Source organism: Paenibacillus sp. AGC31, from assembly GCF_057334655.1.
In genome coordinates, this window is the sequence record NZ_JBHFJH010000024.1 from 420,783 (window position 1) to 446,926 (window position 26,144).

At 48.9% G+C, this 26,144-nt stretch carries 32 protein-coding genes; 30 read left to right on the plus strand and 2 right to left on the minus strand.

Features of this window, described 5'->3' with window-relative positions; genetic code table 11:
- Window positions 1-40 precede the first annotated feature (40 nt).
- From ACE04G_RS09600 to ACE04G_RS09630, 7 genes are all read left to right on the plus strand, one after another.
- Window positions 41-523, plus strand: coding sequence for an ArpU family phage packaging/lysis transcriptional regulator (locus tag ACE04G_RS09600; protein WP_017690187.1), 483 nt, complete (start codon window positions 41-43; stop codon window positions 521-523).
- A 262-nt stretch (window positions 524-785) separates the two neighbouring features.
- Window positions 786-2,453: a GAF domain-containing sensor histidine kinase gene (locus ACE04G_RS09605; RefSeq protein WP_449005301.1), complete on the plus strand. Its 1,668-nt coding sequence runs from the start codon at window positions 786-788 to the stop codon at window positions 2,451-2,453.
- An 18-nt stretch (window positions 2,454-2,471) separates the two neighbouring features.
- A complete protein-coding gene (locus tag ACE04G_RS09610; protein ID WP_449005302.1) occupies window positions 2,472-3,206 on the plus strand; it encodes a response regulator in 735 nt (244 codons plus the stop codon).
- Window positions 3,207-3,394: 188 nt separating this feature from the next.
- On the plus strand, window positions 3,395-3,970 hold the full coding sequence (locus ACE04G_RS09615; RefSeq protein WP_449005303.1) for an NADPH-dependent FMN reductase: 576 nt from the start codon (window positions 3,395-3,397) through the stop codon (window positions 3,968-3,970).
- A 43-nt stretch (window positions 3,971-4,013) separates the two neighbouring features.
- A complete protein-coding gene (locus tag ACE04G_RS09620) occupies window positions 4,014-4,475 on the plus strand; it encodes a VOC family protein (RefSeq protein WP_237176633.1) in 462 nt (153 codons plus the stop codon).
- Complete coding sequence (locus ACE04G_RS09625; protein ID WP_449005304.1) at window positions 4,472-5,107, plus strand: VOC family protein; 636 nt, start codon at window positions 4,472-4,474, stop codon at window positions 5,105-5,107. Before ACE04G_RS09620 ends, ACE04G_RS09625 begins: the two co-directional genes overlap by 4 nt.
- 306 nt (window positions 5,108-5,413) lie before the next feature.
- Complete coding sequence (locus ACE04G_RS09630) at window positions 5,414-6,373, plus strand: hypothetical protein (RefSeq protein WP_449005305.1); 960 nt, start codon at window positions 5,414-5,416, stop codon at window positions 6,371-6,373.
- Window positions 6,374-6,468: 95 nt separating this feature from the next.
- Here ACE04G_RS09630 and ACE04G_RS09635 read toward each other — a convergent pair whose 3' ends face one another.
- Window positions 6,469-6,951, minus strand: coding sequence for a hypothetical protein (locus ACE04G_RS09635; RefSeq protein ID WP_449005306.1), 483 nt, complete (start codon window positions 6,949-6,951; stop codon window positions 6,469-6,471).
- A 572-nt stretch (window positions 6,952-7,523) separates the two neighbouring features.
- Between ACE04G_RS09635 and ACE04G_RS09640 the strand changes: the two genes are divergently transcribed.
- Window positions 7,524-9,374 carry a DUF4127 family protein gene (locus tag ACE04G_RS09640; RefSeq protein ID WP_449005307.1) on the plus strand — a complete coding sequence of 617 codons (1,851 nt, stop codon included), beginning with the start codon at window positions 7,524-7,526 and terminating at the stop codon, window positions 9,372-9,374.
- Between the two features lie 4 nt (window positions 9,375-9,378).
- Here the strand turns inward: ACE04G_RS09640 and ACE04G_RS09645 are convergent, their stop codons facing one another.
- Window positions 9,379-9,723, minus strand: a complete 345-nt coding sequence (locus tag ACE04G_RS09645) for a YfjL-like protein (protein ID WP_449005308.1) — start codon at window positions 9,721-9,723, stop codon at window positions 9,379-9,381.
- A gap of 432 nt (window positions 9,724-10,155) precedes the next feature.
- Here ACE04G_RS09645 and ACE04G_RS09650 point away from each other — a divergent pair, with 432 nt between their 5' ends.
- From ACE04G_RS09650 to ACE04G_RS09755, 22 genes are all read left to right on the plus strand, one after another.
- Window positions 10,156-11,079 carry a hypothetical protein gene (locus ACE04G_RS09650; protein ID WP_449005309.1) on the plus strand — a complete coding sequence of 308 codons (924 nt, stop codon included), beginning with the start codon at window positions 10,156-10,158 and terminating at the stop codon, window positions 11,077-11,079.
- A gap of 356 nt (window positions 11,080-11,435) precedes the next feature.
- Complete coding sequence (locus ACE04G_RS09655; RefSeq protein WP_017690177.1) at window positions 11,436-11,636, plus strand: YqzN/YkzM domain-containing protein; 201 nt, start codon at window positions 11,436-11,438, stop codon at window positions 11,634-11,636.
- Window positions 11,636-13,099, plus strand: a complete 1,464-nt coding sequence (locus tag ACE04G_RS09660; protein ID WP_449005310.1) for a phage tail sheath subtilisin-like domain-containing protein — start codon at window positions 11,636-11,638, stop codon at window positions 13,097-13,099. Before ACE04G_RS09655 ends, ACE04G_RS09660 begins: the two co-directional genes overlap by 1 nt.
- A 248-nt stretch (window positions 13,100-13,347) precedes the next feature.
- The gene (locus ACE04G_RS09665; RefSeq protein ID WP_124117078.1) at window positions 13,348-13,755 is read left to right on the plus strand and encodes a phage tail tube protein; all 408 of its coding nucleotides are present in this window, start codon (window positions 13,348-13,350) and stop codon (window positions 13,753-13,755) included.
- Between the two features lie 176 nt (window positions 13,756-13,931).
- Window positions 13,932-14,366 carry a phage tail assembly chaperone gene (locus ACE04G_RS09670; RefSeq protein WP_017690174.1) on the plus strand — a complete coding sequence of 145 codons (435 nt, stop codon included), beginning with the start codon at window positions 13,932-13,934 and terminating at the stop codon, window positions 14,364-14,366.
- 182 nt (window positions 14,367-14,548) lie between these two features.
- On the plus strand, window positions 14,549-16,291 hold the full coding sequence (locus tag ACE04G_RS09675) for a hypothetical protein (RefSeq protein WP_449005311.1): 1,743 nt from the start codon (window positions 14,549-14,551) through the stop codon (window positions 16,289-16,291).
- A 56-nt stretch (window positions 16,292-16,347) separates the two neighbouring features.
- A complete protein-coding gene (locus ACE04G_RS09680; RefSeq protein WP_449005353.1) occupies window positions 16,348-16,980 on the plus strand; it encodes a LysM peptidoglycan-binding domain-containing protein in 633 nt (210 codons plus the stop codon).
- The gene (locus tag ACE04G_RS09685; protein WP_449005312.1) at window positions 16,977-17,963 is read left to right on the plus strand and encodes an XkdQ/YqbQ family protein; all 987 of its coding nucleotides are present in this window, start codon (window positions 16,977-16,979) and stop codon (window positions 17,961-17,963) included. The genes ACE04G_RS09680 and ACE04G_RS09685 overlap by 4 nt, the downstream gene beginning before the upstream one ends.
- Window positions 17,956-18,366 carry a hypothetical protein gene (locus ACE04G_RS09690; RefSeq protein WP_449005313.1) on the plus strand — a complete coding sequence of 137 codons (411 nt, stop codon included), beginning with the start codon at window positions 17,956-17,958 and terminating at the stop codon, window positions 18,364-18,366. The genes ACE04G_RS09685 and ACE04G_RS09690 overlap by 8 nt, the downstream gene beginning before the upstream one ends.
- The gene (locus ACE04G_RS09695; RefSeq protein ID WP_047841940.1) at window positions 18,359-18,814 is read left to right on the plus strand and encodes a DUF2634 domain-containing protein; all 456 of its coding nucleotides are present in this window, start codon (window positions 18,359-18,361) and stop codon (window positions 18,812-18,814) included. The genes ACE04G_RS09690 and ACE04G_RS09695 overlap by 8 nt, the downstream gene beginning before the upstream one ends.
- A gap of 4 nt (window positions 18,815-18,818) precedes the next feature.
- A complete protein-coding gene (locus ACE04G_RS09700) occupies window positions 18,819-19,958 on the plus strand; it encodes a baseplate J/gp47 family protein (protein ID WP_449005314.1) in 1,140 nt (379 codons plus the stop codon).
- A 137-nt stretch (window positions 19,959-20,095) separates the two neighbouring features.
- Entirely contained in the window at window positions 20,096-20,686 is a 591-nt protein-coding gene (locus ACE04G_RS09705) for a YmfQ family protein (RefSeq protein ID WP_449005315.1), read from the plus strand.
- Window positions 20,686-21,624: a pyocin knob domain-containing protein gene (locus ACE04G_RS09710; RefSeq protein WP_449005316.1), complete on the plus strand. Its 939-nt coding sequence runs from the start codon at window positions 20,686-20,688 to the stop codon at window positions 21,622-21,624. The genes ACE04G_RS09705 and ACE04G_RS09710 overlap by 1 nt, the downstream gene beginning before the upstream one ends.
- Before the next feature lie 21 nt (window positions 21,625-21,645).
- On the plus strand, window positions 21,646-22,233 hold the full coding sequence (locus ACE04G_RS09715) for a hypothetical protein (protein ID WP_449005317.1): 588 nt from the start codon (window positions 21,646-21,648) through the stop codon (window positions 22,231-22,233).
- A 15-nt stretch (window positions 22,234-22,248) separates the two neighbouring features.
- Window positions 22,249-22,392, plus strand: a complete 144-nt coding sequence (locus ACE04G_RS09720; RefSeq protein ID WP_449005318.1) for a hypothetical protein — start codon at window positions 22,249-22,251, stop codon at window positions 22,390-22,392.
- A 186-nt stretch (window positions 22,393-22,578) separates the two neighbouring features.
- Entirely contained in the window at window positions 22,579-22,716 is a 138-nt protein-coding gene (locus ACE04G_RS09725; protein ID WP_449005319.1) for a hypothetical protein, read from the plus strand.
- Between the two features lie 83 nt (window positions 22,717-22,799).
- Entirely contained in the window at window positions 22,800-22,964 is a 165-nt protein-coding gene (locus tag ACE04G_RS09730; protein ID WP_449005320.1) for a phage holin family protein, read from the plus strand.
- Between the two features lie 81 nt (window positions 22,965-23,045).
- Window positions 23,046-23,477, plus strand: a complete 432-nt coding sequence (locus ACE04G_RS09735; protein ID WP_449005321.1) for a phage tail terminator family protein — start codon at window positions 23,046-23,048, stop codon at window positions 23,475-23,477.
- Between the two features lie 49 nt (window positions 23,478-23,526).
- A complete protein-coding gene (locus ACE04G_RS09740) occupies window positions 23,527-23,736 on the plus strand; it encodes a YqzN/YkzM domain-containing protein (RefSeq protein ID WP_449005322.1) in 210 nt (69 codons plus the stop codon).
- Window positions 23,736-25,052 carry a phage tail sheath family protein gene (locus ACE04G_RS09745; protein ID WP_449005323.1) on the plus strand — a complete coding sequence of 439 codons (1,317 nt, stop codon included), beginning with the start codon at window positions 23,736-23,738 and terminating at the stop codon, window positions 25,050-25,052. The genes ACE04G_RS09740 and ACE04G_RS09745 overlap by 1 nt, the downstream gene beginning before the upstream one ends.
- Window position 25,053: 1 nt before the next feature.
- Window positions 25,054-25,512: a phage tail tube protein gene (locus ACE04G_RS09750; protein WP_017690162.1), complete on the plus strand. Its 459-nt coding sequence runs from the start codon at window positions 25,054-25,056 to the stop codon at window positions 25,510-25,512.
- 170 nt (window positions 25,513-25,682) lie between these two features.
- On the plus strand, window positions 25,683-26,105 hold the full coding sequence (locus ACE04G_RS09755) for a phage tail assembly chaperone (RefSeq protein WP_036611390.1): 423 nt from the start codon (window positions 25,683-25,685) through the stop codon (window positions 26,103-26,105).
- Window positions 26,106-26,144 lie beyond the last annotated feature (39 nt).

Sequence of the window (26,144 nt, forward strand, 5' to 3'; positions counted from 1 at the left end):
ACTTTCATTCTATAGCGAATACTGAAGGAGGAAGATAAATATGGAATTGATGCTGCCCGAATTGGACCGACGCAAAACGCAAACAGCTGTTGAAGCTGCGCTGGAAAAATACCGAATTTATAAAACCATTGCATTTGAAGAACGAGAGGTTATGGTGACGGCAAGTTATGCCGAGCGTTTCCACGGTGCAACCAATGTGACGGGGGATTCCACGGCGAGAACGGCGATCTACAATGTGGACGTGCAGCGCGCGCGTCAGGCATACTGCGATACGATTGATTTTGTAGTGTCCCGGCTGAGTGAAAAGGAACGTGTACTCGTCTGTGAACGATATTTGAAAGACGATGATGTGTTTGACTATAAGGTGTATAACCATGTGTTTGATCCACCTGTCAGCAAGGATACGTATACGAAGATTCGTACACGTGCTTTCTACAAAATGGCGCTGGCTCTGTCAGATCGAGGTCTGATTAATATGGAACCTTTGTCTGTGTCTCGCAAAGAGCGTCAGAAGCTGGGCTGAGTGAGCGATTGAAGAAGTTGATCCTTTAATATCCAAGGTGGATTGGGTACAATAGTTGAACAAACCACAGTTGGCATTAGGTCGTGTCTGAAAACTCGCTGAAGTGCATCTTTTACCGCCTTTTCGTCCCCTGCTGCGTCACTTTCCCTTGACGTGCCCCGGCACGCCTGCGAAAAATTTCCTTGCTTGGAACGAAAATTCAGCAAAATCTGCCTCCTTCGGAGTTTCCAGACTCGCCCTACCCAAAGGAGAGAAGTCTGCCATGTCGGAAGAAGTCGGAATGCAGGAAATGGTCACATTGAAGACAATCGCGGAAACGCTCAATACGTCCAATGATCTGAACTTAATGCTGGATACCGTGGTCGGCAAATTACTGGAGTTGACCGGATTAACGGCAGGCTGGATGTTTCTGATTAATGAACGTGGAGAATATACCTGTTTTTCGGATTACAATCTGCCCCCGGCATTACTGCGTAAAAATAAAGAGCCCATGCGAACGGGGACCTGCTGGTGTGTGAACCGCTTTAAGGATGGTCAGCTCAATCATGCGGTCAACATCATTAACTGTAAACGTCTGGAGGATGCGGTGGAATTCCAATGGGGAGATACCCATGATATTACCCATCATGCAACCGTCCCGTTAAGGTCAGGTGAGAAGATGCTCGGCCTGCTCAATGTGGCTGCGCCAGCCAAGGAACATTTCAGCGACAGTGAACTGGCACTGTTACAGGGCGTGGCGTACCAGATTGGTAGTGCGATAGAGCGGATGAGATTGTATCGTGCGGAGCAGCGACGAGCTGATCTGTATGCCAAGCTGGGGGAGTTCAGCACGGCTTTGGGTCTTTCAGTGAACGAATGCAACAATTCGGATGCTTTTTCTTTAAAAGTTGTACAGTTGCTTGGGCAGCATTATGATTGGCCTTTCGCTACCATTATTCAGCAGAGAAATGGCGTATATACGGTGCAGGCAGCTTATGCAGGTGGCATCGTTCAGACGTTACCTAGAGCGACTCTATCTTTGGAAGCAGAAAACCACATGAACCGAGTGATCAATAGTCATCGTGCTACATCTCTGTCTGCAATAGAGATTGCTGAGATATTTACCCTGTGCGAGCCCGACGAGGCTATGAATTTCTTTACCTTCGGAATTGCTGCTCCCCTTCCATACCATACGCCAGGGGAAACGGGAGTTCTGGTGATTGGAATAGGAACAGCTGGTCCTGCGCAGGCGGACCGTGAGGTGTTGGAGGCACTGGCCGAACATATTGCGGCCTCATGGGAGAGTCTGAAGCTGGCGGAGAATCGCCGCGAACTTGCGCGAATGGAAGAGAGAAACCGGTTGGCTCGCGATCTGCATGATTCGGTTAATCAGATTTTATTTTCACTATCGTTAACTGCTAAAGGCGCGGAAAGTATGTTATCCGGCTCCGAGCAGTTGCACCCGGCAACGGAAGCGATGAAGGATGTTCGGGCTTTGTCTCAGGAGGCTCTCAAGGAAATGCGCGCTTTGATTATGCAGCTCCGTCCCGCGGGACTGGAAGCAGGGCTGCTCCATGCGCTACAGGAATACGGCACCAGCCAGGGTCTTCAAGTGGTGATGAATCGGACGGGAATGATGTCTTTACCGCGTAATATAGAAGAAGCATTGTGGCGAATCGGACAAGAAGCGCTGAATAATGTACGGAAACACGCGGATGTTCCTTCTGCTGAGGTCTCCCTCAAATTAAGTGATCATGAAGTGGTGCTCACCGTCACAGATCAGGGAAAAGGTGGTACGGAAAGGCCAAAAGCCTCGTCTGGAAGCTCCCTTGGCCTGTCCATTATGAAGGAACGGGCTCAATCGCTCGGGGGTAGCTTAGAAATAGTTAGCTCTTCCCGTAAGGGAACAACAGTAACGGCAGTCATTCCGCTTCCGTTCGAATCTGTATAAAGTCTGGGGGAAGAAGAGATGCCAATTACCATTTTGCTCGCAGATGACCATGCGATGGTGAGACGAGGGCTGCACGTTTTTTTGACAACGCAACAAGACATGGAGGTTGTTGGTGAAGCATCGAACGGGCAGGAAGCACTGGCGCAGGCGGAAGCGTTAAAACCTGACGTGGTATTAATGGATCTGCATATGCCGGTCATGGACGGAATTGAAACAGCCAGACGGTTGCGTGCATTAATGCCAGCAACGCGAATCATTGTGCTCACATCGTTTTCGGATCAGGATCATGTGGTTCCTGCTGTACGTGCAGGGGTGAAGGGGTATCTACTCAAGGATATTGAACCGGAGGATCTGGCTGTGGCCATTCGCAATGTGCATGCAGGTCAGGTAGAATTGCATCCCGCCGCAGCAGGTCAATTGATGCATGTGATGGCTTCATCCGATTGGTCTAAAAATGAACAGCAACCACAGGATATACCGACAGATCAGTCAGCAGACAGTCAACATCAGGAGCCAAAGCAGGTTGGAAAATCAAATGAAATATCCCTTGGTGGTCCAGATATGCTCACTCGCCGTGAACAAGAGGTTTTGGGGTTGATTGCTCAAGGATTGAGCAACAAGGAAATTGCAGTTCAATTGGTCATCACCGAAAAAACGGTCAAAACACATGTCAGTCATCTGCTCGACAAACTCGGGCTGGCGGATCGGACACAAGCAGCTCTTCATGCCGTAAGAAATGGCTGGGTCGTCTGAGCAATTCCGACATATGTTCATACTTAAGTCGTATAAACTCAACCTAAAGGTTGAGTTTTTTGGTATTTCAAGTTAAGTCTATCTGCTGACGATTTGGATGCCAAAGAAAGGTAAGATAAGAGTAGAAATAACAGATCGGTTGAAACATGAGCGTTTGAATTATTAAAAAACCAAGGAGAGTGACATGAATGAATATTGTTATCTTGGCAGGCAGCAATCGGAACAATGCAACCAGTACACGTCTGGGAGAGTATGCTGTGGAGATTATTCGAGGTCAGGGACATCAGGCCAGCCTGTTTGATCTGTATCAGACGCCACTTCCATTCTACGCGCCAGATGAAAAACAAGCGGATCATGAACATCTGGCAGAACTGAATACACGTATGCTCGCGGCTGATGCAATCATCCTGTCTACACCAGAGTATCACGGCAGTATAAGTGGTGTGCTCAAAAATGCACTGGATCACCTGAGTCAGGCTCATTTCAGCGGCAAGCCCGTCCTGTCCATCAGCTCCTCTGGCGGAGCGGTGGGGGTAAGTTCGCTTTTACAACTGCAAGCGATTGTTCGCAATCTGCATGGCATCAATGCCCAAGAGTGGATTTCGATTGGTGGTGCGCAGCGCAGACGATTCGAAGCGACATTTGACGGATACGAGGAGTACGAAGGCAGTCAGGATATAGAGGACCGGGTGCAGCGGGTTATTGGATCGTTTTTAAATCTGGCACAGACGTTAACAAATGCGCGGAATTCAACCATGAGTTGAGAACAAGCGAAGATGAAAATGGGAAAAGGAAAAGAGGTTGAACATGATGATTACAGGCATATTTGAAACACATTTAAACGTTACGGATCTGGAGAGATCCCATCATTTCTATGAAACGGTCCTGGGCTTACCTCATGCCTACGGGCAGAAAGAACGTGGAAACTCCTTCTACTGGATAGGTGGAAAAGGCAATGCCATGCTGGGATTGTGGCAAAAGGAACCTTCCGAGGTGCAACGTCAGCACTTTGCTTTTCATGTATCTCTGGAGGATATGAAACATGCGGTGGCTCACTTGGAGAACAAAGGAATCAAGACACAGAACTTCCTGGATGATGATATCGGTGAACTGTACGTCTTCGGATGGATGCCCGCAGTATCTGTATATTTTAACGATCCAGATGGTCATTCGCTTGAATTCATCGCCATGCTCCCGGATGAAGCGAAGCCTGAGCTTGGCATGGTGCCATGGAGTCGGTGGGAGGAGATGCAGGAGAAGACCGTATGATGATTGAAGAATTACAGTTATATACAACACGGCTGGAGGACCTCAAGCATTTTTATCGTGATACGTTGGGCATGGAGGTGTCCAATGCGACAGATCAGGCCTTCAACCTGGAGGTTGGAGGGACAAAGATGATTTTCAAACCGTGTGAAACAGATCCGGAGCCCTTCTATCATGTAGCCTGGTTGATTCCAACGAATCGGTTCAAGGAAGCGAAGCAGTGGGCTGCATCACGTGTTGTTTTAAGTAGGGAAGAACATCGGGATGAGACGTACTCTGCTAATTGGGACTCTCATTCCCTCTATTTTGAAGATCCGGCAGGCAATATTATCGAGTTGATTGCTCATCATCGTATTCAGAACGAGAGTGACCATGACTTCTCTACTAAAAATATATTACAGGTGTGTGAGATTGGCCTGGTGACGGATGACGTTCTGGCTGCGGTGAATGAGCTTCAGCAGATTGGAATCACGCGATGGGGTGAGGTTAGTGATACCTTTGCTCCTGTAGGAGATGTACATGGTTTATTTATTGTGGTGAAGAAGGATCGGACGTGGTTTTTCTCCAAGCAAAAAGCAGAGATCTATCCGCTGGAAGTATCCATTCGTGGTGTGGGCAAGCTTCGAATTGGCTAAACTTTGCATTCCGGGGCAAAACGGGCATATGTGAAGCATTTCCATCATGTTATAGAAGTAAACGCTTTATTTATTAATTAGGATATATAAGTTGAACTAAATTTACACGATAACGGAGAGGACAGAAAAAACCTGAAAAAGCGAAGTGTTCACATTGATCACCGGATTTTCCCTTAGGAAAGGGAATCGAAAAAAATCTGGGGATAACAGTGATTGGAAGGTTGTTCTGTCATCGTAGTGTCAGTGTAAATAATCTTTGTTCAACTTATATAGTTTCTCTGATGGGCTTACATATGATGAAGGGTGGTGGCAAGCTTGGATCGACGTTTGTTGGAAGAAGGACTTGCAATTATTGTTTCCAGTCGGGAACGTACAGGAGATCTGTGGCACGCCCATTATGGGGCGGGTGCGATTGCGGCATATTTTTGGTTGCGGGAAAATCGTCTCACTGCCCTTGCCGCCGGCAGTGTTACGGCCGAAGCAAAAGCCATGCTTCGCCAGCATGGAATCAGCCCTGATCAGACCTCTCCGATTGGTGAGATGATGCCCAGGGAAGATGCCGAAGCGCGTATTACGGACGCATTGGATCGAACGATTGGAGAGCTGCACTGGGTTGGGCACCAGGCCATCTACGGGGCAATCAGTCTGAAAGCCATTCGTGAACTGGATGGATGGGGTACTGCAGAGGATATTGATCGGCTGGTTGAACTGATCGATTCATTCGATCGGACCATCCCAGGAAGATCCTGGATGAACACAACGATGAAAGAAATTAGCAGTCTGAAGCCGGAAAACAGCGATGGTTTCCCTGAGATTGAAGATCCAGTTCAGTTGTCACGCCTGATTCTGGATGAGCTTGGGGCATTCCAGACCATCTATCACGCGGAAGCGCATCATGATCTAATCGGTCATATGCTCACCTACGGACATGCGCTTAACATATTATATGAATTGGGTTATCCGGCATTATTCCATAAAGGTATTCCGCCTTTCCTTACTATGGTGAAGGCGCTACGCTTAAGCCGAGATGTGGATATTGAACAGGAGATGCCGACATTGCAATCACCCGTAGATCTGCTGCCACTAGAACGGGCGGAACGATCAGTGGCGCTCCCTCATGAGCTGGAATATTGGCTCACCGACAGACGTTCCCGCGACTGGAACGGAGGTCATGTATTCAAATTCCCGTTCAGCTTCTATCATCATGCCAAGAACGGGGAGCCTGTACCGGAAACATGGGAGAACTTTCGTTATATCATCGCGTGAGTAAAAACATACATTTAAGAAGGGGTGTCCGTAATGACGGACACCCCTTCTAGGCATTATTCTAGTCTACCGAATCGTGGGCAGCCTGCACCTTTTTAACGGGGCCAAATTTCAAGGATAAAAAGGATCAGCATGACTCTGGACACCAGCATGTATGGTGATTTTCGTACGGGCTGACGCGCTGCCCATATTCCCCAGGAACTCATAAGTGCAATACTCCCCCAGAACATCCATAAGGAAACGCCTTCGGGTGTAAATGGAAAGGATAGCTTGGGCAGTCCTGTGTTGCCAGCCCCAAGAAGAACAGTGGTCATATAGACAAGCACAAGGAAAAGCAGCTCGAAGAGCAGGGTTTGCAGCCAGAAATAATAGATGTTTAACACTCGAAGCATGATGACTGTGATCAGGATAAACAGGATGCCAACGGATAAGAATGTTGCCGCGGTCCATCCAATGAGTGATGTCGTTACAACATCTGTTTCCTGATATAAGATGTACATTGTTAAAGCATACATAGCGGGACCCGCCATATAACTGGTGACAGCAATCCAAAGATAGAAGAAGTACCTTTTTTTCATGGTCATATCCATCCTTTATTGTTCGTAGGATTTGAAAGCTACTTATGTCATATAAACATCATCAGGATGAGTTTGGTTGGACTATCGATAGGAGTTTCTCGCGGGAAATCGGCATTTAACCGCCATAGAGACAACTACATTCAGGCGTAATTCATCCCGTTTACCATCAGCGCGAGTGGGAAAAGGCGGTAAGATGGTATTATCGGATCAGCAGCAAGGAAGACACACCGACAGCTCATACGCTAACGTACAGCCGGCTAGGGGCCGTTTTTTAATTCGGTGATTGCATCCTTGCCCTGATCGGGTATTAAAGACTAGATATATAAGTTGAACTAACGATTTACACGAGAACGAAGAGGACAGAAATAACCTGAAGAAGCGGAGCTAACAGCTTTCTACAAGAAAGCTACTTCGGAAGCATACACTGCGCCTTTATCCACGGATTTCTACCTTTATATAGTGGATCAAGAAAATCCGGGGATAACAGCGATCGGAAGGTTGTTCTGTCATCGAAGTGGCAAGTGTAAATATTCTGTAGTTCAACTTATATAGATAACAGGAGGCTACGTGATATGAAAACAGTATTGTATGTTCCACTGGATGATCGTCCAGCGAATCTGGATGATGTGATTGTGCAAGGGAAAGCAGCCGGTATCCATATCGTTACACCGAACCTGAGTGATATTAAGAATCGTCTGGACTCGGAGAAAACCGTAGATGGCACAACGCTGCTCGGCACCTCCACGCCGGTTTATGGCAAACCGTCCAAGATTCACGACTTTATTCTGAAACATGCTGCCAAGGTCGACGGATTCATTATCTCATCCGATATGCTCGCTTATGGCGGTCTGATTGGCAGTCGTCAGCTCCGCGAAGATGGAGGAGGTGTTTATCCGGAATACGATGAGGAGACCACTCGTTTGCTGGATGTGATTCGTGTGATCAAGCAGAAATACCCACGCAAACCTGTATTCGTAATGGATACCATCATGCGTTTGGCTACAACCTCGTTTGCAGATGGCTTGGCGCTTGATGCATATAATGAGTCTCGTGCGTTGATGCAGAAGCCACGTCAGACATACACTGAGTTTGAGGATATTATCGAAGGTTATAACCTGTCCCCGGATGGAGTGGAATATGGGACAACGACCTATTTTGATAAAGAACAGTATTACAATACAAGGCAGCATAAATTCAAAACAAATCTGTACATTTTAGATCAGCTGGCTCGCACAGGTTATATCGATTTCCTCGCGGTTGGAGTCGACGATGCCAACACGCAGGGTGTTCAGATCAATGAGATCAAATATGTAGAAGCGCGGATCAATGAATGGCTGGGTGGAACCAACGGGCAAAATCCGGATCGTGCTATCATCTTGCCGGATGCGGATGGTCTGGGACACGCTTTGGTTGCTCGCATGGCTAACCAGTTGTTCCGAGGCGGGGCGAGGACACGTTACGCAGTGAAATATTTTGGTCCTCACGGCAATACCATCATTAACACGTATGAATACATGGATGTACACGAGAATGTGGTTCGTCATGTGGATATTGTAGGTGGTGTGCTTGTAGCGGATTCGGCATATCCTGAACCGGAGGTGGTGACGGATGTGGGTGCTGGCTTGGAAAATGAACAGCTAGTGGCTGTAGCAGCCGATCAAGTTGTCCCGTTTGACATGACCTCCGAACTGGATCGTATGACCAAGGGTCATCCGGGTAATTCCGGGGAGAACACAAGCATCGATATCGAGATTATTGCCATTACGGCTCTGGATCAGGTGCAGGCTGCGTTGGAGCAATTGACGCTGAATAGTGAGCAAGGTTTGCCTTCGGTATTGATTGATTTTGTGGGTAAAGGACCAGCGAATGTCGATGTTGCCGAAGCATTGCTAAACAGTCCATATACCGGACGGGTTCTGGGTTATAGTGCATGGAATACACCAGGTAACAAGATCGGTATTGCCGTAGGCATGGGGCAGTCGAGGTACGCGTTGATCACAACAGAGAAGCATGAGCATAAGTTGCGTGATGCGATGAACGCGCATGGCTCGTTGTTGTTTAAGCGTTTCCTGAAGGATTACTACTACAAAGCGGTAGCGATTGCAGAGATCCGGACGTATTCCCGAGCCCATGCGCTATATACAAACGTGGCTACCCTTTCGGATCAAAATATGTTGCTGTTCAACTCAGAGGAAGACTATGCCCATTTGCAAACATTGCTCCGTGATTTGATGCAGACTTATACCACGGCGCTTGCGAATAAAACAGCCTTCCAGACAGGCAATGTGGCGATTAAGCAGATCTGTGATGACGAATTGTCCTATGCGACGTATGGCAGTGCGCTGCTGGAATATGCGAATCCTGATTTCATTTGGGGGCGTGCATTTGAGATTACGTTGAACCCGAAGGTTACGCTGAACTAAACTGTTATCTCACCATGGGCTCCTCATGTTTGGGATCATCACTGGTATGACTGTACTGCTTAATCTCTCTGTTGTTAAAAATGATATATTGATACTTCGCTTCGAGTTCATCCGCGAATATTACTGAGGCACCGTAAGGTGCTTCAGAACTTTTTGAGGAGTAAGTACCTTGTACTTCGATAAGCTGTTCGGGTGAGTAACCTTTCTGTTCAATCAGGTAAGTGGTTACCTGTTGTTCAGCATCATTTTTCTTCAGCGGATTACCAAGCAGTCCGAAGTAAGCCCAGCAGGATATTCCGAGTATAAATGCTAAGACAGCAAGTGAAGTAATCTTGAATTTTTTACTCATAGTTACCTCCTTCTTTTACGTAAGCCACAATGAATTTGATAATGAAATATTAATATATTTGGATAAATTTATCAATTTATTGAACTTAATGCTTAATTGTTTGTTCGTTAAAATGATGATTCCAGAATCGTCTTTTTTCCACCCGAACGACGCCCTTAATCGCACCGAAGTCGTACGAATCACCATCCGCGCTAGGGATGAAAGGGTGTAAGATTGTATTATCGGATCAATAACAAGGGACACACCGAAAGCACATACGCTAATGTACAGACCGGCCAGGTGGCCGGTCTTTTTGATGCGGTGAATGTAGTCCCAGTACTGGTTCGATAGCAATACAGACTCTGAGTTAAAAGGGGGAGTCTACTGCTGCTGCACTGTCGCTGCATCGTGTGGGCAGATCTCAAACTTGCAGCCAAAGGGGGCGAAATGAATGTGTCTATGAGAAATGAGATTAACACTGACATGAGCACCAGTAAAATGAGTACGCTCATTAAAAAAACGCTGAAACAGAAGCTCGCGGTACTTGTTCCAGATTGGGGCGGTCGTGTGCTGGATGTACCTGGGCCAGGCGAAGTGTTGGCTGGGCCTTGTGCCGTGGTTGCGTTTGCCGAAGAGGTGCCGAAGTCTGCCTGGGCGGGATACCGACGGATCATCAAAATCTCACCATACGCTCGTCCGGAAGATGGTGGCGCTGAACAGGTGGAAGCTTGGTCAGCCCTTCTAATCGAAGGGTTGCACCAGGTAAGGCTGGTGGATGAAGCAGGTGGGGCATTCACATGTATCTATCTGGGTTCTTCAGATAGTGATCGGGTGGATGCTGGGTCTGGCATGGTTACGCGCAGTCTGCGGTTCGGAGTGTATGTTCCCGAAGACTCGGGAGCTGTCCTCGCCGAAAGAGGCGACGCGTGGTTAGCTGCGCTTCAAGACTGGACACAGCAAGAGCTTGGCTCGAACTGGTCGGTATATGGTGATGCCTGGCCTGGAGGATATGAGATGCCGTCTGTGTTATGGCGATTGGCCGGATACAGCACGTCTGTGGCGGGCACTTCGGCATTGGAGGTTCGACAACAGTGGATTGGGCATGTGCTCACCGATCATTCGGTGCTAACACGGCAGACCGTTACTCGGTTGGCCCGGCAACTTGCAGTGCAATCTCGTCTTGCCGTCACTGAAACGGATGGCGAAGAGCACGAAGGTAACACGCGATATATCACAGTGGATGAAGTCACGGCAGATCTGCAGACCGATGCGTATCTGAACGGACAGATTCGCCTGACGTTGCAACAGCGGATTCGTCGTCCGGGTACGAATGTACCTTTGATTCGTGAGATTCACCATAGCAAAGGTATGGAGTAAACGTTAGTCGAGAGGAACCTTCTATTAGAGGTTGTTCAAAAAGCCCGCTTTTGATTACAAAGGATGCCTAACGGCATCATCAGCATCGAATATGGAATTCAGCCGAAATGTCCGTTGCTCACGTAGTTTTCCCTACGCTCTGCTACTCCATTTCTAACTTCATCCCATCTTCTCGGTACTGAAAACCGATCTTTTTGAACATGCACTTTTAAGAGTGGTTCCAGATTATAGCTTTGAAATGATAGATGTAGCTTCAACATTATAGCTTCATATTCATAGGATCAAAAATTCATAGATCAAGCTTAAAGATCATCGTTTCACGAAATTAGTAGTCCAACAAATGAGGTGAGATGGCAATGGCAAGCTCAGTGAAAAAAAGTAAACAGACAGCCCCACGGTATACACGGGCAGAACTGATGAATCATGCAGAAGCCCTCTTTGCCGTTAAGGCAGAGGTGCTATACGGTGCGCTGTACGAAGCGGCGCAAGAGACGTTTTCCATTGAAGAAACGCAGGAACGAATTAACCAATTTATGAAAGCGAAGGTGAAGGGATAATGGCAGGCGGAAATTGGGAGCAAACAAATCGTCCGGTCCTTCCGGGCTTATATATGAATTTTCAGGCGGCAGCATCCTCGGCCATTCAAGCGGGTACGCGGGGGACGGTCGTGGTGCCAATCAAGGCCAACTGGGGTCCGGTGGGGACTTTTGTTGAAGTAGGGAGCGAAGCAGCAATTGAACGTATTTATGCGGCGAATGTGCGGGACAACGGCACGGCCTATACGTCCTTGAAGCTCGCCCTGTTGGGTGGGCCGAAAAAGTTGCTCGCTTATCGGGTAGCAAGTGCTGCGGCCAAAGCAGCTACGCTTACTTTGAAGGACAGCGGTGATGTGAATGTGTTGCAACTGGATGCGAAGTATCCAGGGGATCGTGCGAATGGATTCTACGTCACCATCCAGCCGGGTGTAATTGATAATACGAAACATGAAGTGCGCCTTTTTGAAGGTAACCGGATGTTGTATGCGTTCCTGACAGCGGATATTACAGCAGCTTCTCTGGCAAAAGAGATTAACGCGGATGAACAAAATGTCTGGGTAACGGCGCAGGCGATTGGCGATGGTACTGGCGTGGTTGCTACTGTTGCGGGTGCGGCATTCAAAGGCGGCGTAAGTGGCAACGATGACCTGACCAATGCAGAATACATTGCTGTACAGGGTGCGCTGGAAGGGGAGCAATTCGACGTCTTGGCTCTGGATCAGGCGGCTGATGCACCTCTGCTTGCGAGTTTTGCGGCATGGGTGAAACGTGTGCGTAGTGAAGGTAAACCGGTGGTGGCTGTATTTGGCGGTTCCGCAGCGGATGACACTTCTGCTACAGCAGCACAAAAAGCGGCAGCACGTTCGCTTGCGCTCAACCATGAAGGTGTGATTAATGTAGGTACAGGCGTACGCCTTGGAGATGCATTCTACAGCTCGGCGGAAACATCCGCTTATGTTGCAGGACTGATCGCCGGACAACGTCTGAACCAATCCACAACCTATGCAGCTACTCCGTTCGATGATGTGACACGTCGCTGGACGCGTGCAGAACAGGAGCAGGCGGTACAGAATGGCGTATTTATTTTCTTCCATGATGGACGGCAGGTGAAAGCACTTCGCGGTGTAAACACACTTGTAACTCCGGCCGCTGGACAGAATAATGCGTGGAAAAAAATCCGTTCCATTCGTGTGTTGGATGCCATCAACACGGATCTGCAACGTTCCGCGGAAGATACGTACATCGGTAAAGTAAACAATACCGAAGAGGGTCGGCAGGCACTGATTAGTGCCATGAAGGCCTATTTGGCGTTGCTAGCACAGAGCAATGTGATTGAAGCTGACGGTTATGATGTCATTCTTGACCCGGCATATTATGGCGCGGCACCAGTTCTCAAACCGGAAGCGGATCAGGTATTCCTGCAATGGAATGTGAAGCTGACGGATGTAATGGAGCAGTTGTTTGGTACATTTTACGTGCAATAAGGTTGTGTGAAAGGAAAGAACCGTTTTCTAGAATAAGTACTACACGTTGAACTGATGGTTTACACGATAACGGAGAGGGCAGAAAAAATCTGAAGAAGCGAAGCGCTCGCCTTTATCCACCGGATTTTCCCTTTATTATGAAAAGGAATCAAAAAAATCTGGGGATAACAGCGATCGGAAGATTGTTCTGACTGCGGGGTTATACCGTGTAATATTTATTAGTTCAATGAACCCAAGGAGGAAAATATATGTTGGATGCGTCAAGAGTAATTCTCGGTACCCATGGTCAGCTGCATATCGATGGTGTGTGGCAGACGAACATTAACAAGTTGGAAGCGAGTGTGGAGATTGAAAAGCGTGAGCTGAATCTGGTCGGTAACGACTGGAAAGTGCACAAAAACGGCGCAAAAAAAGGAACAGGCACGATGACCGGCTACAAAGTCACTTCGGATATGATCCAGCGCGGCTTCACCAAATTCGAGATTATTTCCAAGCTGAACGACCCTGAATCGTATGGACATGAGAGCGTTTTGCTTAAAGGTTGTATGGTGGATAAAATTCAGCTTGCCAACTGGACAGCTGGCGAAGAAGTACCGGAAGAAACAGGCTTTACGTTTGAAGGATTTGAATTGCTGAATCCGATTGTGGCGAACTAAAGATTGGAATAGGCACGTGTGATTGGGCTAGTTTGCTCCAGCGTGGTTGCATAGTTACTTCATATCAAATGGACACCAATGCGGGCCGAGATGATCTCGGTCTCTTTGTTGTCTCTAAAGGCTTGGAAGCTGGCATAGATAAACCCATTTGTGAAATAAGAAGGAGATAACGCCCGATGAGTATGAATGAAAATATGTCCGAAGAACAGATTTTGGATCAGTTGTTTGAAGCAGCAGAACGTTTGCCAGAGGAGAATGTGCGCATTCAGCGTCTGGATCTATTGTTGACCTTGCGTGGACTGACGTCTTCCAAAGTGGATCACATTCGCGAACGCTGTACCATTCGAAAAACGACCAAAGGGCGCACCGAGGAAAAGGTGGATACCGAAACGTTTAACGCGCTGCTCATCTCTGAAGCAACGGTGAAATTGAAAGTCCGCAGCCTGGAATTGTCCGGCTGGGGGGATACCCGTATTACTGGCCGTATGAAGCTGTCTGGTGGAGAACAGGCGGTTCGCCGCATGCTGCTGGCTGGTGAATTGGATGCTGTAGGTGATAAAGTGCTGGAGCTGTCCGGCTTCGGTGTGGAGATTGAAGACCTAAAAAACTGATTCACTCCGGCGGGATGACCACGTTTCTATATCACATGTGGGTGCGTCATCATCTCCGGCCCGGAGAGTTCTGGTCTTTACCACGTGGGGAGCGCTCGCTGTTGATTGCGTTCTCGGAAGAGGAAATGTCAGCGATAACTTCGCAAATGAATCGATAACGATATAAGGCAGGAGGTGAAAAAATGGCAGAAATGATTGTAGGTCTATCCAAATCCAATGCGGAAATGCGGACAACCCTTCGTTATCTGGATCAGATTCAGCGTTCCACGGAACGTCTGGGCAGAGTTCGTTATCAGAGTCTGATTAAGGTGAACAATGAACTGAGAACGACCGGACGCAGGTTGGAAAGTATATATAGTATGGCTGTTCGAATTAGCAGGCTGCGAATCACACCGACGATTGGGTTGATTGATAAGCTGAGTCCGGCACTGGATCGCGCATGGGTTAAACTGAATAAATTCAGGGACCAGATGGTTACGGCTTCGGGAACAGTATCCCTTGAAGTTCGGCAGAAGATTGAAGTGGCGATGGGTAAAGGAGGAGCTTCGGGTCCAACTATGGCTGTCGTGATTCAAAACAACAAAAGTATCACTAATGCTACGAAGGAAGAAGATCCTAAGAGTTGGTTGGATAAATGGATTTTTGACCCTGCCGACAAGATTAATAGTTTGTTTGATGTATTTAATAACGTTAAGGGAATATTTGATAAATTCAAAAAGAAAAAAGAAGAAAGTCCTGCATCTGATCCAACCCGAAGTCCAGCATCCAAATGCTGCTGTTGCACAGGTGGAAAGATGGGCAAAAACCGTAGAGTTCGTTCACCGAATGCGGATGGTGGTGGATCAGATCGTGGAAGACGAAATTACCGAAGTGGTAGAAGGTCTAGTAATCGTTCGAACCGGGTCCCATCACCAGTACCCAATCCTGTACCTGATACTCCAACTCCTCCGGCCGATCGCAACCGTAATAGGGGAGGTGGTAGAAGAATACGAGGAAGCGGTAGATTAGGATTTGCGGATGGTGGATTGGGATCTTTAACCGACATGCTGGCTGGTAATGGATTGATGGATAATTTAAGTAGTGGCTTTGCCAAAGGAGCAAAAAGGTTGCTTGGACCCATCAGCATGCTTGCTGATGTGGCAAATGTAGCGACAGCACCCCCGGAAGAGCGTGGTCGAGCGGTGGGTTCCATGATTGGCGGCACAGCAGGTACTGCGATTGGTAGCGCCATAGGTAGCGTTCTTTTGCCTGGCATCGGGACATGGGTAGGTGGTGCAGTAGGTGGTTGGGCCGGAAGTGAAGCAGGCGGTTGGATTGGAGACAAAGCGAAGGATATTGGAAACTTTATGTCTAGTGCTACCGAAGGTGTAGGTGATGCATTGTCGGGTGCAGCGGATTACGTCTCTGAGAAAACAAAAAATATCACCGATGGTATATCCAGCTTCTTTGGATTTGGTTCCAAAAAAGAAGAGAAGACGATCTCGGCAGCAACGGTGGCTGCACCGTCTCCAGTTGCAACCGGCCCGCAGATGGCACCTGCCTATATGCCACCTGCACTGACCATGACAGGCCCAGCCGCATATATGAACAGCAAGGTCGGTCAGCCTACATCTGCTGGATTCATGGGAACAAGCATGATGCAGAACCAAGCAATGGCGCTTGGTAACGGTGCGCAGACGAATGGGAAATCTTCCACAATGACGGTACAAATATCCGAAGACCAGATGAGCAGTCTGTCCGGATACTTGAAGGATTTCAAAACCGAAACTACCAATCAGATTGCGATCAATATTCCACCGGGTACGGTACAAGTGACCGTTCGGGAGAACGCTATTGATTATGACGCAGTTTCTTATCAGGTGGGGCAACGTATCTCTGATGAGTTCCGCCGCGCGATGCAAAATCGCAAAACAATTATGGCCTAAGCAGAAAGGAGGCCGCAGATATGTCTGTACTTGAAGATAAAGTTGGTCCTAACAAAATGTCATTTACGTTGAAGGATGGCAATACTCCATTTCAATTTCCGGTAAACCCTGAAGAAGTTAATATTTCCAGATCTAAGGGATATGAAACGGTCAATATGTTGGAGCATGGCGAGTTTGATTTTGCACAAGGGGAGAAGGTGAAGGAGATCACCTTCTCTTCTTTTTTTCCGAAACGATATGATCCGTCCTATTGCATGGATGAAAAATATTTTCTGGATCCACGCGTGGCGATGAATGTGTTGAACACTTTTCTCATCTCCAAAAAGCCACTGCGTTTCATCATCTCCGAAACCGGAGTGAACGTGCCTGTTTTTATTGTTTCGCTTAATTCGAGCTTTCGTGGGGGGGAGACAGGAGATATTTACTTCGACCTGACCCTGCGCACATGGCGTGATTCCAAGGTGGAGAAGGTCGGTTCTGCGGCATCCGGGGGCAAGTCAGGTTCTCGTACCGATTTGAAAAAGAGTAGCAAGACCTACACCGTCAAATCTGGCGACTCCCTGTCCAAAATAGCAAAGCTTGAGCTGGGCAGCAGTTCCAAATGGAACGAGATCTACAAGCTCAACGCAAAGATCATCGGGAGTGATCCGAACCGGATCAAGCCCGGACAAAAGCTGGTGATGCCATGACCTACAAAGTCATTGTCGACGACAAATATGACATCACCAAGCTGGTGGAGACAATTACGCTGAAGGACTCGCTTGACCAGATTGCCTATCAGGCTAACATCCGGCTGGCAGTGTCTGCATCTTCCGGTCTGCCTTCGATCTCACCGGGCATGGCGGTGCGGATTAGCGGGGTTCCTTTTGGCGAAAAATCCATAGTTCATCTGTTGCATCCTGCGGTCATCTGGGAGGTGGAAAGCTCGAACAGCGGCACCAAGCGGCTGTCTCTCACGGTGTACGACCGAATGATATATCTGGAAAAATCAGAGGACGAGTTCCTGTTGCCTAAGGATCAGACCGCTACGCAACGACTCAAAACCTACGCCAAAGAGTGGAAGATTCCATACGCTACATTGCCAGAAACCAAGACAAAGCTGGGAAAAGCCGTGTATCGGTCACAGACGATCTTCTCGATGATGTTTGCTGATCTGAAAGAAACGGCGAAGTCCGGCGGTGAAATGTACCATCCACGGATGACGCCCGGTGGGTTGCAGCTCTTCCAGGTTGGAAGTAATGCAAAGGTGTATGAGCTGGATCGACTAATTGATCTAACCCAGATGCGTACGCTTGAAGGGGCGGTTACCAAAGTTAAAGTCATGGCGGCGTCGGAGTCACCGAGTGGCAAAGAAGTTCCTTCCAAAGTGCTTGCGATTGAGCAGGATCGTGTGGAAGAACTGGGCACATTGCAAAAGCTGGTCGAGGACGATCAGGTGAAATCGACAACCGCCGCGAAAAAACTGGCGAAAAGTCATCTGACGGGTATTCAGGAGACCTTTACGATATCCGCACCGGATGTGAATACGATCCGCGCTGGGGACGCAGTGTTGTTAAAAGGACTGAAGCTAATCGTCATGTCGGTTAGCCGTGATCTGTCTGCCGGACCTGGAATGATGACGTTGGAACTGGGGACAGCCGAGCTGGTGAAAAGGAGGTATTACCTTGAATAAAGATGATCCGTATGGGCATTTTGCCGACGTCATGCGGGGTGCGATGAGTACACATTCCCGTCAGGCCGTGAGCGGGCTGGGAGCAGTACTGGGTACGATGACCTCATCCGGCGTGAAGCTGGATGATTTCAAGCACGAAGTGCAGGATTACCTCGTGGCCGAGTTGCCGGGCACGCTTGGACTGCCGGAGCGCGACACTGCTGGCGCGATCTCCGGTATACCTGACGTGGCAAACGGCGGAACAACGGGCACGGGACGGTTTCTTTTGCAAGAAGAGGAAGTGGAAGAAGCGGTGTGGTCTCTTGGTAAGGGATTAAAAGCGGGAGATCGCGTGCTGGCGATGCGGGTGAATGGCGGTAACGACATTGTGGTGCTGTGTAAGGTGGTGAGTGCGCATGCCTAGTTTGTTCCCGGAAACGGGTGTGGTATGGGGAGATGAGGAGGATCTGTCGGGGGCGGTTTCAGAAGAGGTACGCTTTGGACGGAGCTGGCGATTTGATTACGATGCAGGGGATTTTGTACTGACCCCAAGTGGTAAAGTCGCTGCGGCTGGTGGGCATGAAGCCTGGGTACAGTGGTGCATTAAGGCCGTGAAAACGCCAAGATACAGACATGTGATCTATTCCCGAAACTACGGTTCGGAGCTGGAGGATCTGGTGGGTCAGGGTGACAGCCGGGGTGTGATGGAAAGTGAGATTACTCGGATGGTGACGGAGACGTTGCTGGCTGATCCGCGCACGGATTCGGTAGACCAGTTTACGTTTGATTGGAATCGGGAGCAGTGCATGTTCTCGTGCCGGGTGGCAAGTGTGCAGGAAGAGATGTTTATTCTGGAAAGTGAGGTGATCTGACGGGATGGCTGAGATTCCGCGTTATTTGGAGGACCAGACGGAGGAACAGATTATGCAGCGCATGCTGGATCGTCTGCCCGCGGATCTGGATAAGTCGGAGGGGTCGTTTCTGTGGGATGCGGAGGCTCCGGTTGCATTTATGCTGTCTGAGGCGGCATTGTGGGCTCAGGAATTACTGCGGCGTGGGTTTGCAAGTACGGCTGCAAGCAGTGATCCGAATTTTCGTTCGGAAGAGCTGGATCTGCGGGCAGGAGAGCACGGCATTACGCGGCGGGCTGCGGTGGCGGCACAGGGTTCGGTGAGGTTCGAGGGTACGCCAGGTAAAGTGGTGCCAGCAGGCACGGTTGTGGCTACGCTCGCAGATGAAGTGTCTGCTGAAGCTTCGCTCGAATATGAGACAGTGGGACGTTTGGAACTGGATGCAGAGGGCTCCGGGGTGGTAGGTGTGCGAGCGCTTGTTGCCGGGAAAGAGAGCAATGTGCCAGCGGGCACGGTAACTGTGCTGTCTACACCTGTAAGTGGCGTGACTTCTGTCACGAACGTTGATGTGATCAAAGGCGGTGCGGATATTGAGGCCGATACGGCGTTGTTGGAACGCTTTTATGCCAAAGTCCGCAATCAAGGGACAAGCGGCAACAAATCGCAATATGTGCAATGGGCCAGTGAAGTGCCAGGGGTTGGTGCAACGCGGGTTATTCCGTTATGGCAGGGGCCAGGCACGGTGGGATTGTATCTGTTGGACACGGACAAACGTGCTGCGGGTACGGATTTGGTGGCGGCGGTGCAGAAGTACGTAGATCCGACGCAAGATGGACAGGGTGAAGGTGTTGCGCCGGCGGGGCCAGTGGTGTCCGTGATGCCAGCCGAAGAAGTGCCGATGAACATTCAGGTGAAACTGACGCTGGCAAGTGATGCGACACTGGCTGATGTACGAGCATTGATCGAACGCGGGGTGACCGCGTATTTGAAGCAGTTGGCTTTTGCAGATCCACTCGTTCGTTACACTCGCATTGCCGCGATTCTGCTGGACATTCCGCCCATTATCGACTATTCGGAGCTTACCGTGAACGGTGTGAGTGACCAGAATATCGAGATGACCGCGAGTCAGGTGGCCGTGCTGGGGACGGTGGAAGTTCATGAGTAGTGTTGGGCAGATGGTGGATGAGAAAGTAGTTTGGGAGTGCGGAGGCCTAGGGAGATTGGGAGAAATACTCCGTTCCGGGTTAGAGCTAGTGAGCGAGACGCTCCATGTGGATGTGCAAGGAAGGGAGGGAACAGGGCATGAGTGCTCCTTCTATTGTAGATGTTGGACTGACGAGTGAGAAAGGGCGGGAGTTGTTCTCGTATTTGCCAAGGTATTATGAGACTTCACGCGTGATGCAGGCAGATATGCAGGCCAAAGGCAACGAGATGGATCTACTGTACCAGGCGCTGGATGAGACGTTGGAGCAGTTTTTTGTCCGTACAGCTACGTGGGGGCTGGACTTCTGGGAGCAGGAGCTCGGCATCGAGACAGATCGTCTCAAACCTGTGGAGCAAAGGCGTGCCGTGGTGGAGTCGAAGCTGCGTGGTGCCGGGAAGTTCTCTGGCATGCTGGTTGCGAATGTGGCCGAGGCGTATGCCGGGGGCAAGGTGGATGTAACTTTTCAGCCGGAAGCGTGGAGTTTTACGGTGAGCTTTGTGGATACGATGGGCATCCCGCCCAACATTGATGATCTGAAGGCTGCGATTGAGGATATTAAACCTGCACATATGGCTGTGGAGTATGAATATCGCTATCTGGTCTGGGATGACCTGGACAAGAGACAAAAAATGTGGGATGAACTGGACGCTGCGTCCCTGACGTGGAATGAACTGGAGGTGTGGGCGTAATGCCACAAGAAACGGATCGATTGAAGTTACCTCTACCTTTGGGGAACGAGAATGTGACCCGGGAGAGTATTAATGGGATTTTTGAAAAGATTGATGCTGGTGTTGCGACGCAAGCGGATTTGGATACGCTTCGTGAAGCGGTGAGTCAGATGGATATTCCTGATGCGTCTTTGACACAGAAGGGGAAGGTGCAGTTGTCCAGTAAGACGGATGGCCCGTCTGAGACGGTGGCGGCGACGGAGAAGGCGGTTAGGGATGCGAAAAATGCGAGTTTGCCGCGTACAGGCGGAGTTATGACTGGACGACTAATTATGAATCAGTGGGGAACGATTTCTGGCTCTTCAAATGGTTCGGTGTTGTACGGTAGTAACTGTTTTCTTGATGGGAATACATTCAAGTACGAAAACAATCATTCTAACTTAGGCGCTCGTGGTATTTACATGCGGTATTCAGGCGCTGTTGCGACGGAAGTTTACATGTTTGATACAGGCCCGGTCGCAACCACAGCAGGAGCAGTTTTCACGCCAAATTTGGCTCGAATTGTTCACATGGGGGACTTGTTCCAAAAGCACAAATTAACGGCTGATGACGGTAAAAACCAAGTACTAGCATCAGGGACTAACCTTAACTCTTTGACGGCAAATGGACAGTACAACGGCTATAATCTGGTGAATTCTCCCTTACCATCAAGTGCTGACGGATGGTGGTACATTGAAGTTCAGTGCCATACAAACAGTACAGGTTATGTACTCCAAAGAGCGAGTCGGCTTAATGGAGGGGTGCAGACTTTATATCAAAGAACCAAAGAAAATAATGTATGGTCGTCTTGGAGCCCTGATCTTTTTCAGGCTGTGGCTGATGCTAAAAACAGGCATATTATCTCGTCTGCAGCGCCTTCTGGCGGCAATGACGGTGACATCTGGTATCAATACTCATGATAGAGGGGAGGAGCATAATGCATGGCTTTAGGCATTAAGGTTGGCGGGACTTGGAAAACGCCTAATAAGTTATCAGTCATGGTCTCAGGGAATTGGCGGGCTGTCCAACAAATTTATGCGAAAGCCGGGGGAGTATGGCGACCCATTTGGTCAATCGCACCGACTATGCGTAAGGGTTACGTATGGGGTAGCAATTCATATGTGGTCAAACAATCGGACCATGTCGAATGCTACGCATATAACTCAAGCACGGGCGGCGGCGAGGCAGCTGTGGTGACAAACATACCAGTGGATTTAACTGGCGTTTCTTATGTGGTGTTCGATTACGCTCTAGAAGGTTCATCTGACATCCAATCGGACGGAATCTTTATTGCTTCCTCTTCGCAGATGGGTGGAGCTGGAACATTTGACGCTCGAATGTATCGTGGCTCACTGACGACAAGGACTACAGTCAGCTTAAGCGTGTCCAGTCTGTCCGGGCCCTACTATTTGCGGGCGCACGCTTCAAACAACGGCGGCGTAGCCGTATGGAAACGTGTGCGTCTTTACCGCATCTTGCTGGACAGCAAAGAGATTTGGAACGCCAGTGCGGGTGGATCTTACGTCTAATAAGGAGGCGCGATCATGTCCGATTACAATTATGTGCAATACTACGAAGAAACCGGTAACGTTGTGACCATCTCGACGACAGAACCACGAGCGTCGGATGGGTACGCTGTGGCCAAAACGGAGAAGGGAAGCCGGGCGACGAGTTCACATACACCATAACGGTATTGAATGTAGATATTGAAAAGGGGGTTATTGATTCAGACTATTCAGTCCTGAACAACCCGCAGGCGGCGCGGTTTCTTGCTGACAATGCCGCATTGAAAGAGGAAAAACGCCGAGCTGAAAACTGCAGTAGCAGAACTGACTATGATGATCGCTGCAGGTCAGGCACGAGGGGGATAAGCGATGACATTTACATCTAACAGCGGACTGGTCAAAGTTTGGGTCAGTTTGGTCATGACCGGCACGTATAAACTGGAACAGGTATCTAATCTATATAACCTTAAAGCAGTCGTGTCGGATGTTATTAACGCAAGAGCATAAGCGCCGCAAGGCGTTTTTTATTATGTCCTCTGGAGCGGTCAGGGGGCTTTTCCTATTACAAAGAAGGGTTTGCGGCGGCAGCCATGACAGGCACACCAAGAGTAACACTGGATTATTCGGGATCACAGCGTAAGATGCGCTCGCCTTTTTATATCGCAAATGAGTTGTTGTGCATTATTGAAAATGGAGGCAAACTGGGTGCGCCGATTAAGTCTCTCACAGGATCAGCTCTGAACGTATATTTATAACACGTAAGATCGGATGCTAGTCCTTGTTAAATAGGAGACCTGACTTAATTTCAGTTCTTACCAATAAAAAGGAGGTGAACCATGACCACAAACCAACTAACCACTGCCATCGCAGACGCTCTGACGCGGCATTTCCCCAACATCCCGATCCAACCTGCAACAGGCGGTACAAGCTCCACCTCAGACTCCAAAGGCATCACATACCGTCTGCTATCCGCCCAACTTACCCGGGAACGCAGCGATCGCTTCGTGCAATCTCACGCTTTCGAAATCCGCTGGCTTGATGCAGACAATATCCCGGCAACTCTGCCGGATGAACTGTTTGAAGCATTGGAAACCATTGAGATGGAAGGCACGCCCTATCGGGCAACGGAGCTGCATTGGGAGACGGAGAAAGATACTCCACGAATGCTGGTGTACTATACCATGCGAACCACTAAAGTGTCGGAGTCCGCCGCTACCATGCAACAACTGGAGCAGCGACCCACCGCACTTAAAGCTACGAGAGAATAACTAAACCAATGAGGGGATCTACATGAAAGGAATAGGAGGCGCATTGGCGATGTTTACGAAAAAAGAACAGGATCCTAAAAATCCGGAAGCTCAACAGAAAAACAACCAAGAATACAGCAAATCGCAGTTCGCCGAATCCCGGCAACTTAGCCGGATCGAGAAAGATATTTTGGCAGCAGTTCTGCTGGAACAAGAAACATACACCTTACAAGAAGCACAGCAACACATCCAACAATTTATGAATGGGGAGGCACAATAATGGCTGGAGGAACATGGACAACACAAAACAAGGTACGCCCCGGCGTATATATGAATTTTGCATCAGAGGGCTCATTGCCGGGTACGGTAGGAGAGCGAGGAACGGTGGCTTTGGCACTTCCATTGTCGTGGGGGCAAGCAGGCACAATCCTGACCGTACAAGCAGGTGAAGATGTACAAGCCAAATTAGGCTATGACTGGACAGCACCGCAAATGCTGCTGATCCGCGAGGCATTGAAACGGGCGCAGACCTTGCTACTTTACCGACTCAACGCAGGGACCAAAGCCAAAGCAACCTTGGACAAACTGACAGTGACAGCCCAACACGGCGGCGTACGTGGTAATGATCTGGCAGTTGTAATCTCCGCGAATATCAATGACCCAAAACAATTGGATGTCTCCACTTTGCTTGCGGGTAAAGAAGTGGACAAACAAACTTCATCCACCATCGAAGCTCTGGAATCCAACGCATACGTCACATTTACTGGTGAAGGTGCACTCACAGCTACAGCGTCACTTCCACTAACAGGTGGATTGGATGGTACAGCAACCAACCAGGAGCATGCCGATTTTCTGACCAAGCTAGAGGTGCTGGATTTTAACACGGTCGGTCTGATTTCAGATGATGCCACACTCAAGTCAGTCTACACAGCTTACATCAAACGTTTGCGTGATACCGAGGGCAAGAAAGTGCAACTCGTTTTGTCTGATTATCCTGCTGCAGACCATGAAGGCATCATAAGTGTCAAAAATGGTGTTGTGCTCGCAGATGGCACCGTCCTTACGCCGAAACAAACAGTAGCATGGACTGCCGGTGCAACAGCGGGTGCTAACCTGAATGAATCCCTGACGTTCCGTGCGTATGACGATGCCGTGGATGTGAATGGCAGATTGACACATAGCGAGACAGAAGCAGCATTGCGTAATGGCGAGTTTGTCTTTACCGCGAGCAGCAACCGTGCAGTGGTAGAGCAGGATGTGAATACATTCCGTTCCATTACACCGGATAAGGCACGTCATTTTGCCAAAAACCGTGTTGTCCGTGTTCTCGATGGCATCGCTAACGATATGAAACGGATTTTTGAGTCCTATTACATCGGCAAAGTGAACAACAACGAAGATGGGCGCAGCCTGTTCCGTTCCCAATGTGTCACTTATCTGAAGCAGCTTCAGGATATTGGGGCGATTCAAAATTTCGATTCCAAAACAGATATCACTGTTGCTCCGGGCAATGAAACTGACAGTATTCTGATCGAGATTCAGGTCCAACCTGTGGATTCCGTTGAAAAAGTATATATGAAAGTGAAGGTGGTTTAAGATGGCATTTTTGAAAGCAAGCGACACGATCTCCGGCCAGGAAGGCCGCGCATACGCAACGATTAACGGACAGACGGAAGAAATGTTCTATGTGAAGACGCTGGAAGCAACAGTGGAGAAACAAAAAGCAGAGGTCAAAACCTTGGGGCGCCGCGGCGTACAGCACAAAGCAACCGGTTGGTCCGGTTCGGGTTCCATGACGATCTTTTATACCACTTCCCGTTTCCGCGAGCTGATGCTCCAGTACATGCAGAATGGGGTGGACACGTACTTCGACATTGAAGTGACCAACGAAGATCCTTCCTCTACAATTGGCAAACAGACGGTGACCCTCAAAGGCGTCAACCTCGACAGTGTAATCATGGCATCTCTGGATACCGAGGCCGAGGCGTTGGAGGAAGAAGTGAGCTTTACTTTTGAAGATGTCGATATGCCTGTATCGTTTAATCTGCCGAAGTAATGTAGCGTGAAAGCATAATGATTTGAGATTTATAAAGAGTATAAATTTACAGCGGGTTTGTAAAAGAAACCTGTTCAACTTGCCTGTGTTACGGGCTATTTGGCGTGTGGAAATTCTGCTCTTCGCCGCTTCTTGCGGCGGGGAGCCTAACTTTAGAGGAGGAACAATACATGAGTGGATTGAGTATGTTTTTTGCCCAAAATGCAGCAACGGATACAACGGAGGAGTTTATCGTATCCCCCCGTTTTAAAGATGAGAAAGGCGAGCCGGTTGCCTGGAAACTGCGCAGCATGACCGAGGACGAAAACCAGGAATGCCGCAAGGCAGCTACCCGCAAAATTAAGGGTAAGAACGGTGTCTACACACCCGACATCGATGCAAATGATTACATGGCTCGCCTGATGAGCGCAAGTGTCGTGTATCCCGATCTGAAAAATGCTGAACTCCAGCGTTCATATGGCGTGATGGGGGCGGAATCGCTTTTGCGGAAAATGCTGTTGCCTGGGGAATTTGCTTCGCTTGGCGAACAAGTCCAGAAGCTGAACGGCTTCAATCAGGACATGAACGAACTGGTGGATGACGTAAAAAACTAATTAAAGAGGGCGATTCCGAAGCCAATCTGGCTTATTACG

Coding starts and splice junctions, on each gene's coding strand:
- ACE04G_RS09600 (WP_017690187.1), top strand. CDS start 41: ATGGAATTGATGCTGCCCGAATTGGACCGACGCAAAACGCAAACAGCT.
- ACE04G_RS09605 (WP_449005301.1), top strand. CDS start 786: ATGTCGGAAGAAGTCGGAATGCAGGAAATGGTCACATTGAAGACAATC.
- ACE04G_RS09610 (WP_449005302.1), top strand. CDS start 2,472: ATGCCAATTACCATTTTGCTCGCAGATGACCATGCGATGGTGAGACGA.
- ACE04G_RS09615 (WP_449005303.1), top strand. CDS start 3,395: ATGAATATTGTTATCTTGGCAGGCAGCAATCGGAACAATGCAACCAGT.
- ACE04G_RS09620 (WP_237176633.1), top strand. CDS start 4,014: ATGATGATTACAGGCATATTTGAAACACATTTAAACGTTACGGATCTG.
- ACE04G_RS09625 (WP_449005304.1), top strand. CDS start 4,472: ATGATGATTGAAGAATTACAGTTATATACAACACGGCTGGAGGACCTC.
- ACE04G_RS09635 (WP_449005306.1), bottom strand. CDS start 6,951: ATGAAAAAAAGGTACTTCTTCTATCTTTGGATTGCTGTCACCAGTTAT.
- ACE04G_RS09640 (WP_449005307.1), top strand. CDS start 7,524: ATGAAAACAGTATTGTATGTTCCACTGGATGATCGTCCAGCGAATCTG.
- ACE04G_RS09645 (WP_449005308.1), bottom strand. CDS start 9,723: ATGAGTAAAAAATTCAAGATTACTTCACTTGCTGTCTTAGCATTTATA.
- ACE04G_RS09655 (WP_017690177.1), top strand. CDS start 11,436: ATGGCAAGCTCAGTGAAAAAAAGTAAACAGACAGCCCCACGGTATACA.
- ACE04G_RS09660 (WP_449005310.1), top strand. CDS start 11,636: ATGGCAGGCGGAAATTGGGAGCAAACAAATCGTCCGGTCCTTCCGGGC.
- ACE04G_RS09665 (WP_124117078.1), top strand. CDS start 13,348: ATGTTGGATGCGTCAAGAGTAATTCTCGGTACCCATGGTCAGCTGCAT.
- ACE04G_RS09670 (WP_017690174.1), top strand. CDS start 13,932: ATGAGTATGAATGAAAATATGTCCGAAGAACAGATTTTGGATCAGTTG.
- ACE04G_RS09675 (WP_449005311.1), top strand. CDS start 14,549: ATGGCAGAAATGATTGTAGGTCTATCCAAATCCAATGCGGAAATGCGG.
- ACE04G_RS09680 (WP_449005353.1), top strand. CDS start 16,348: ATGTCATTTACGTTGAAGGATGGCAATACTCCATTTCAATTTCCGGTA.
- ACE04G_RS09685 (WP_449005312.1), top strand. CDS start 16,977: ATGACCTACAAAGTCATTGTCGACGACAAATATGACATCACCAAGCTG.
- ACE04G_RS09695 (WP_047841940.1), top strand. CDS start 18,359: ATGCCTAGTTTGTTCCCGGAAACGGGTGTGGTATGGGGAGATGAGGAG.
- ACE04G_RS09700 (WP_449005314.1), top strand. CDS start 18,819: ATGGCTGAGATTCCGCGTTATTTGGAGGACCAGACGGAGGAACAGATT.
- ACE04G_RS09705 (WP_449005315.1), top strand. CDS start 20,096: ATGAGTGCTCCTTCTATTGTAGATGTTGGACTGACGAGTGAGAAAGGG.
- ACE04G_RS09710 (WP_449005316.1), top strand. CDS start 20,686: ATGCCACAAGAAACGGATCGATTGAAGTTACCTCTACCTTTGGGGAAC.
- ACE04G_RS09715 (WP_449005317.1), top strand. CDS start 21,646: ATGGCTTTAGGCATTAAGGTTGGCGGGACTTGGAAAACGCCTAATAAG.
- ACE04G_RS09720 (WP_449005318.1), top strand. CDS start 22,249: ATGTCCGATTACAATTATGTGCAATACTACGAAGAAACCGGTAACGTT.
- ACE04G_RS09725 (WP_449005319.1), top strand. CDS start 22,579: ATGACATTTACATCTAACAGCGGACTGGTCAAAGTTTGGGTCAGTTTG.
- ACE04G_RS09730 (WP_449005320.1), top strand. CDS start 22,800: ATGACAGGCACACCAAGAGTAACACTGGATTATTCGGGATCACAGCGT.
- ACE04G_RS09735 (WP_449005321.1), top strand. CDS start 23,046: ATGACCACAAACCAACTAACCACTGCCATCGCAGACGCTCTGACGCGG.
- ACE04G_RS09740 (WP_449005322.1), top strand. CDS start 23,527: ATGTTTACGAAAAAAGAACAGGATCCTAAAAATCCGGAAGCTCAACAG.
- ACE04G_RS09745 (WP_449005323.1), top strand. CDS start 23,736: ATGGCTGGAGGAACATGGACAACACAAAACAAGGTACGCCCCGGCGTA.
- ACE04G_RS09750 (WP_017690162.1), top strand. CDS start 25,054: ATGGCATTTTTGAAAGCAAGCGACACGATCTCCGGCCAGGAAGGCCGC.
- ACE04G_RS09755 (WP_036611390.1), top strand. CDS start 25,683: ATGAGTGGATTGAGTATGTTTTTTGCCCAAAATGCAGCAACGGATACA.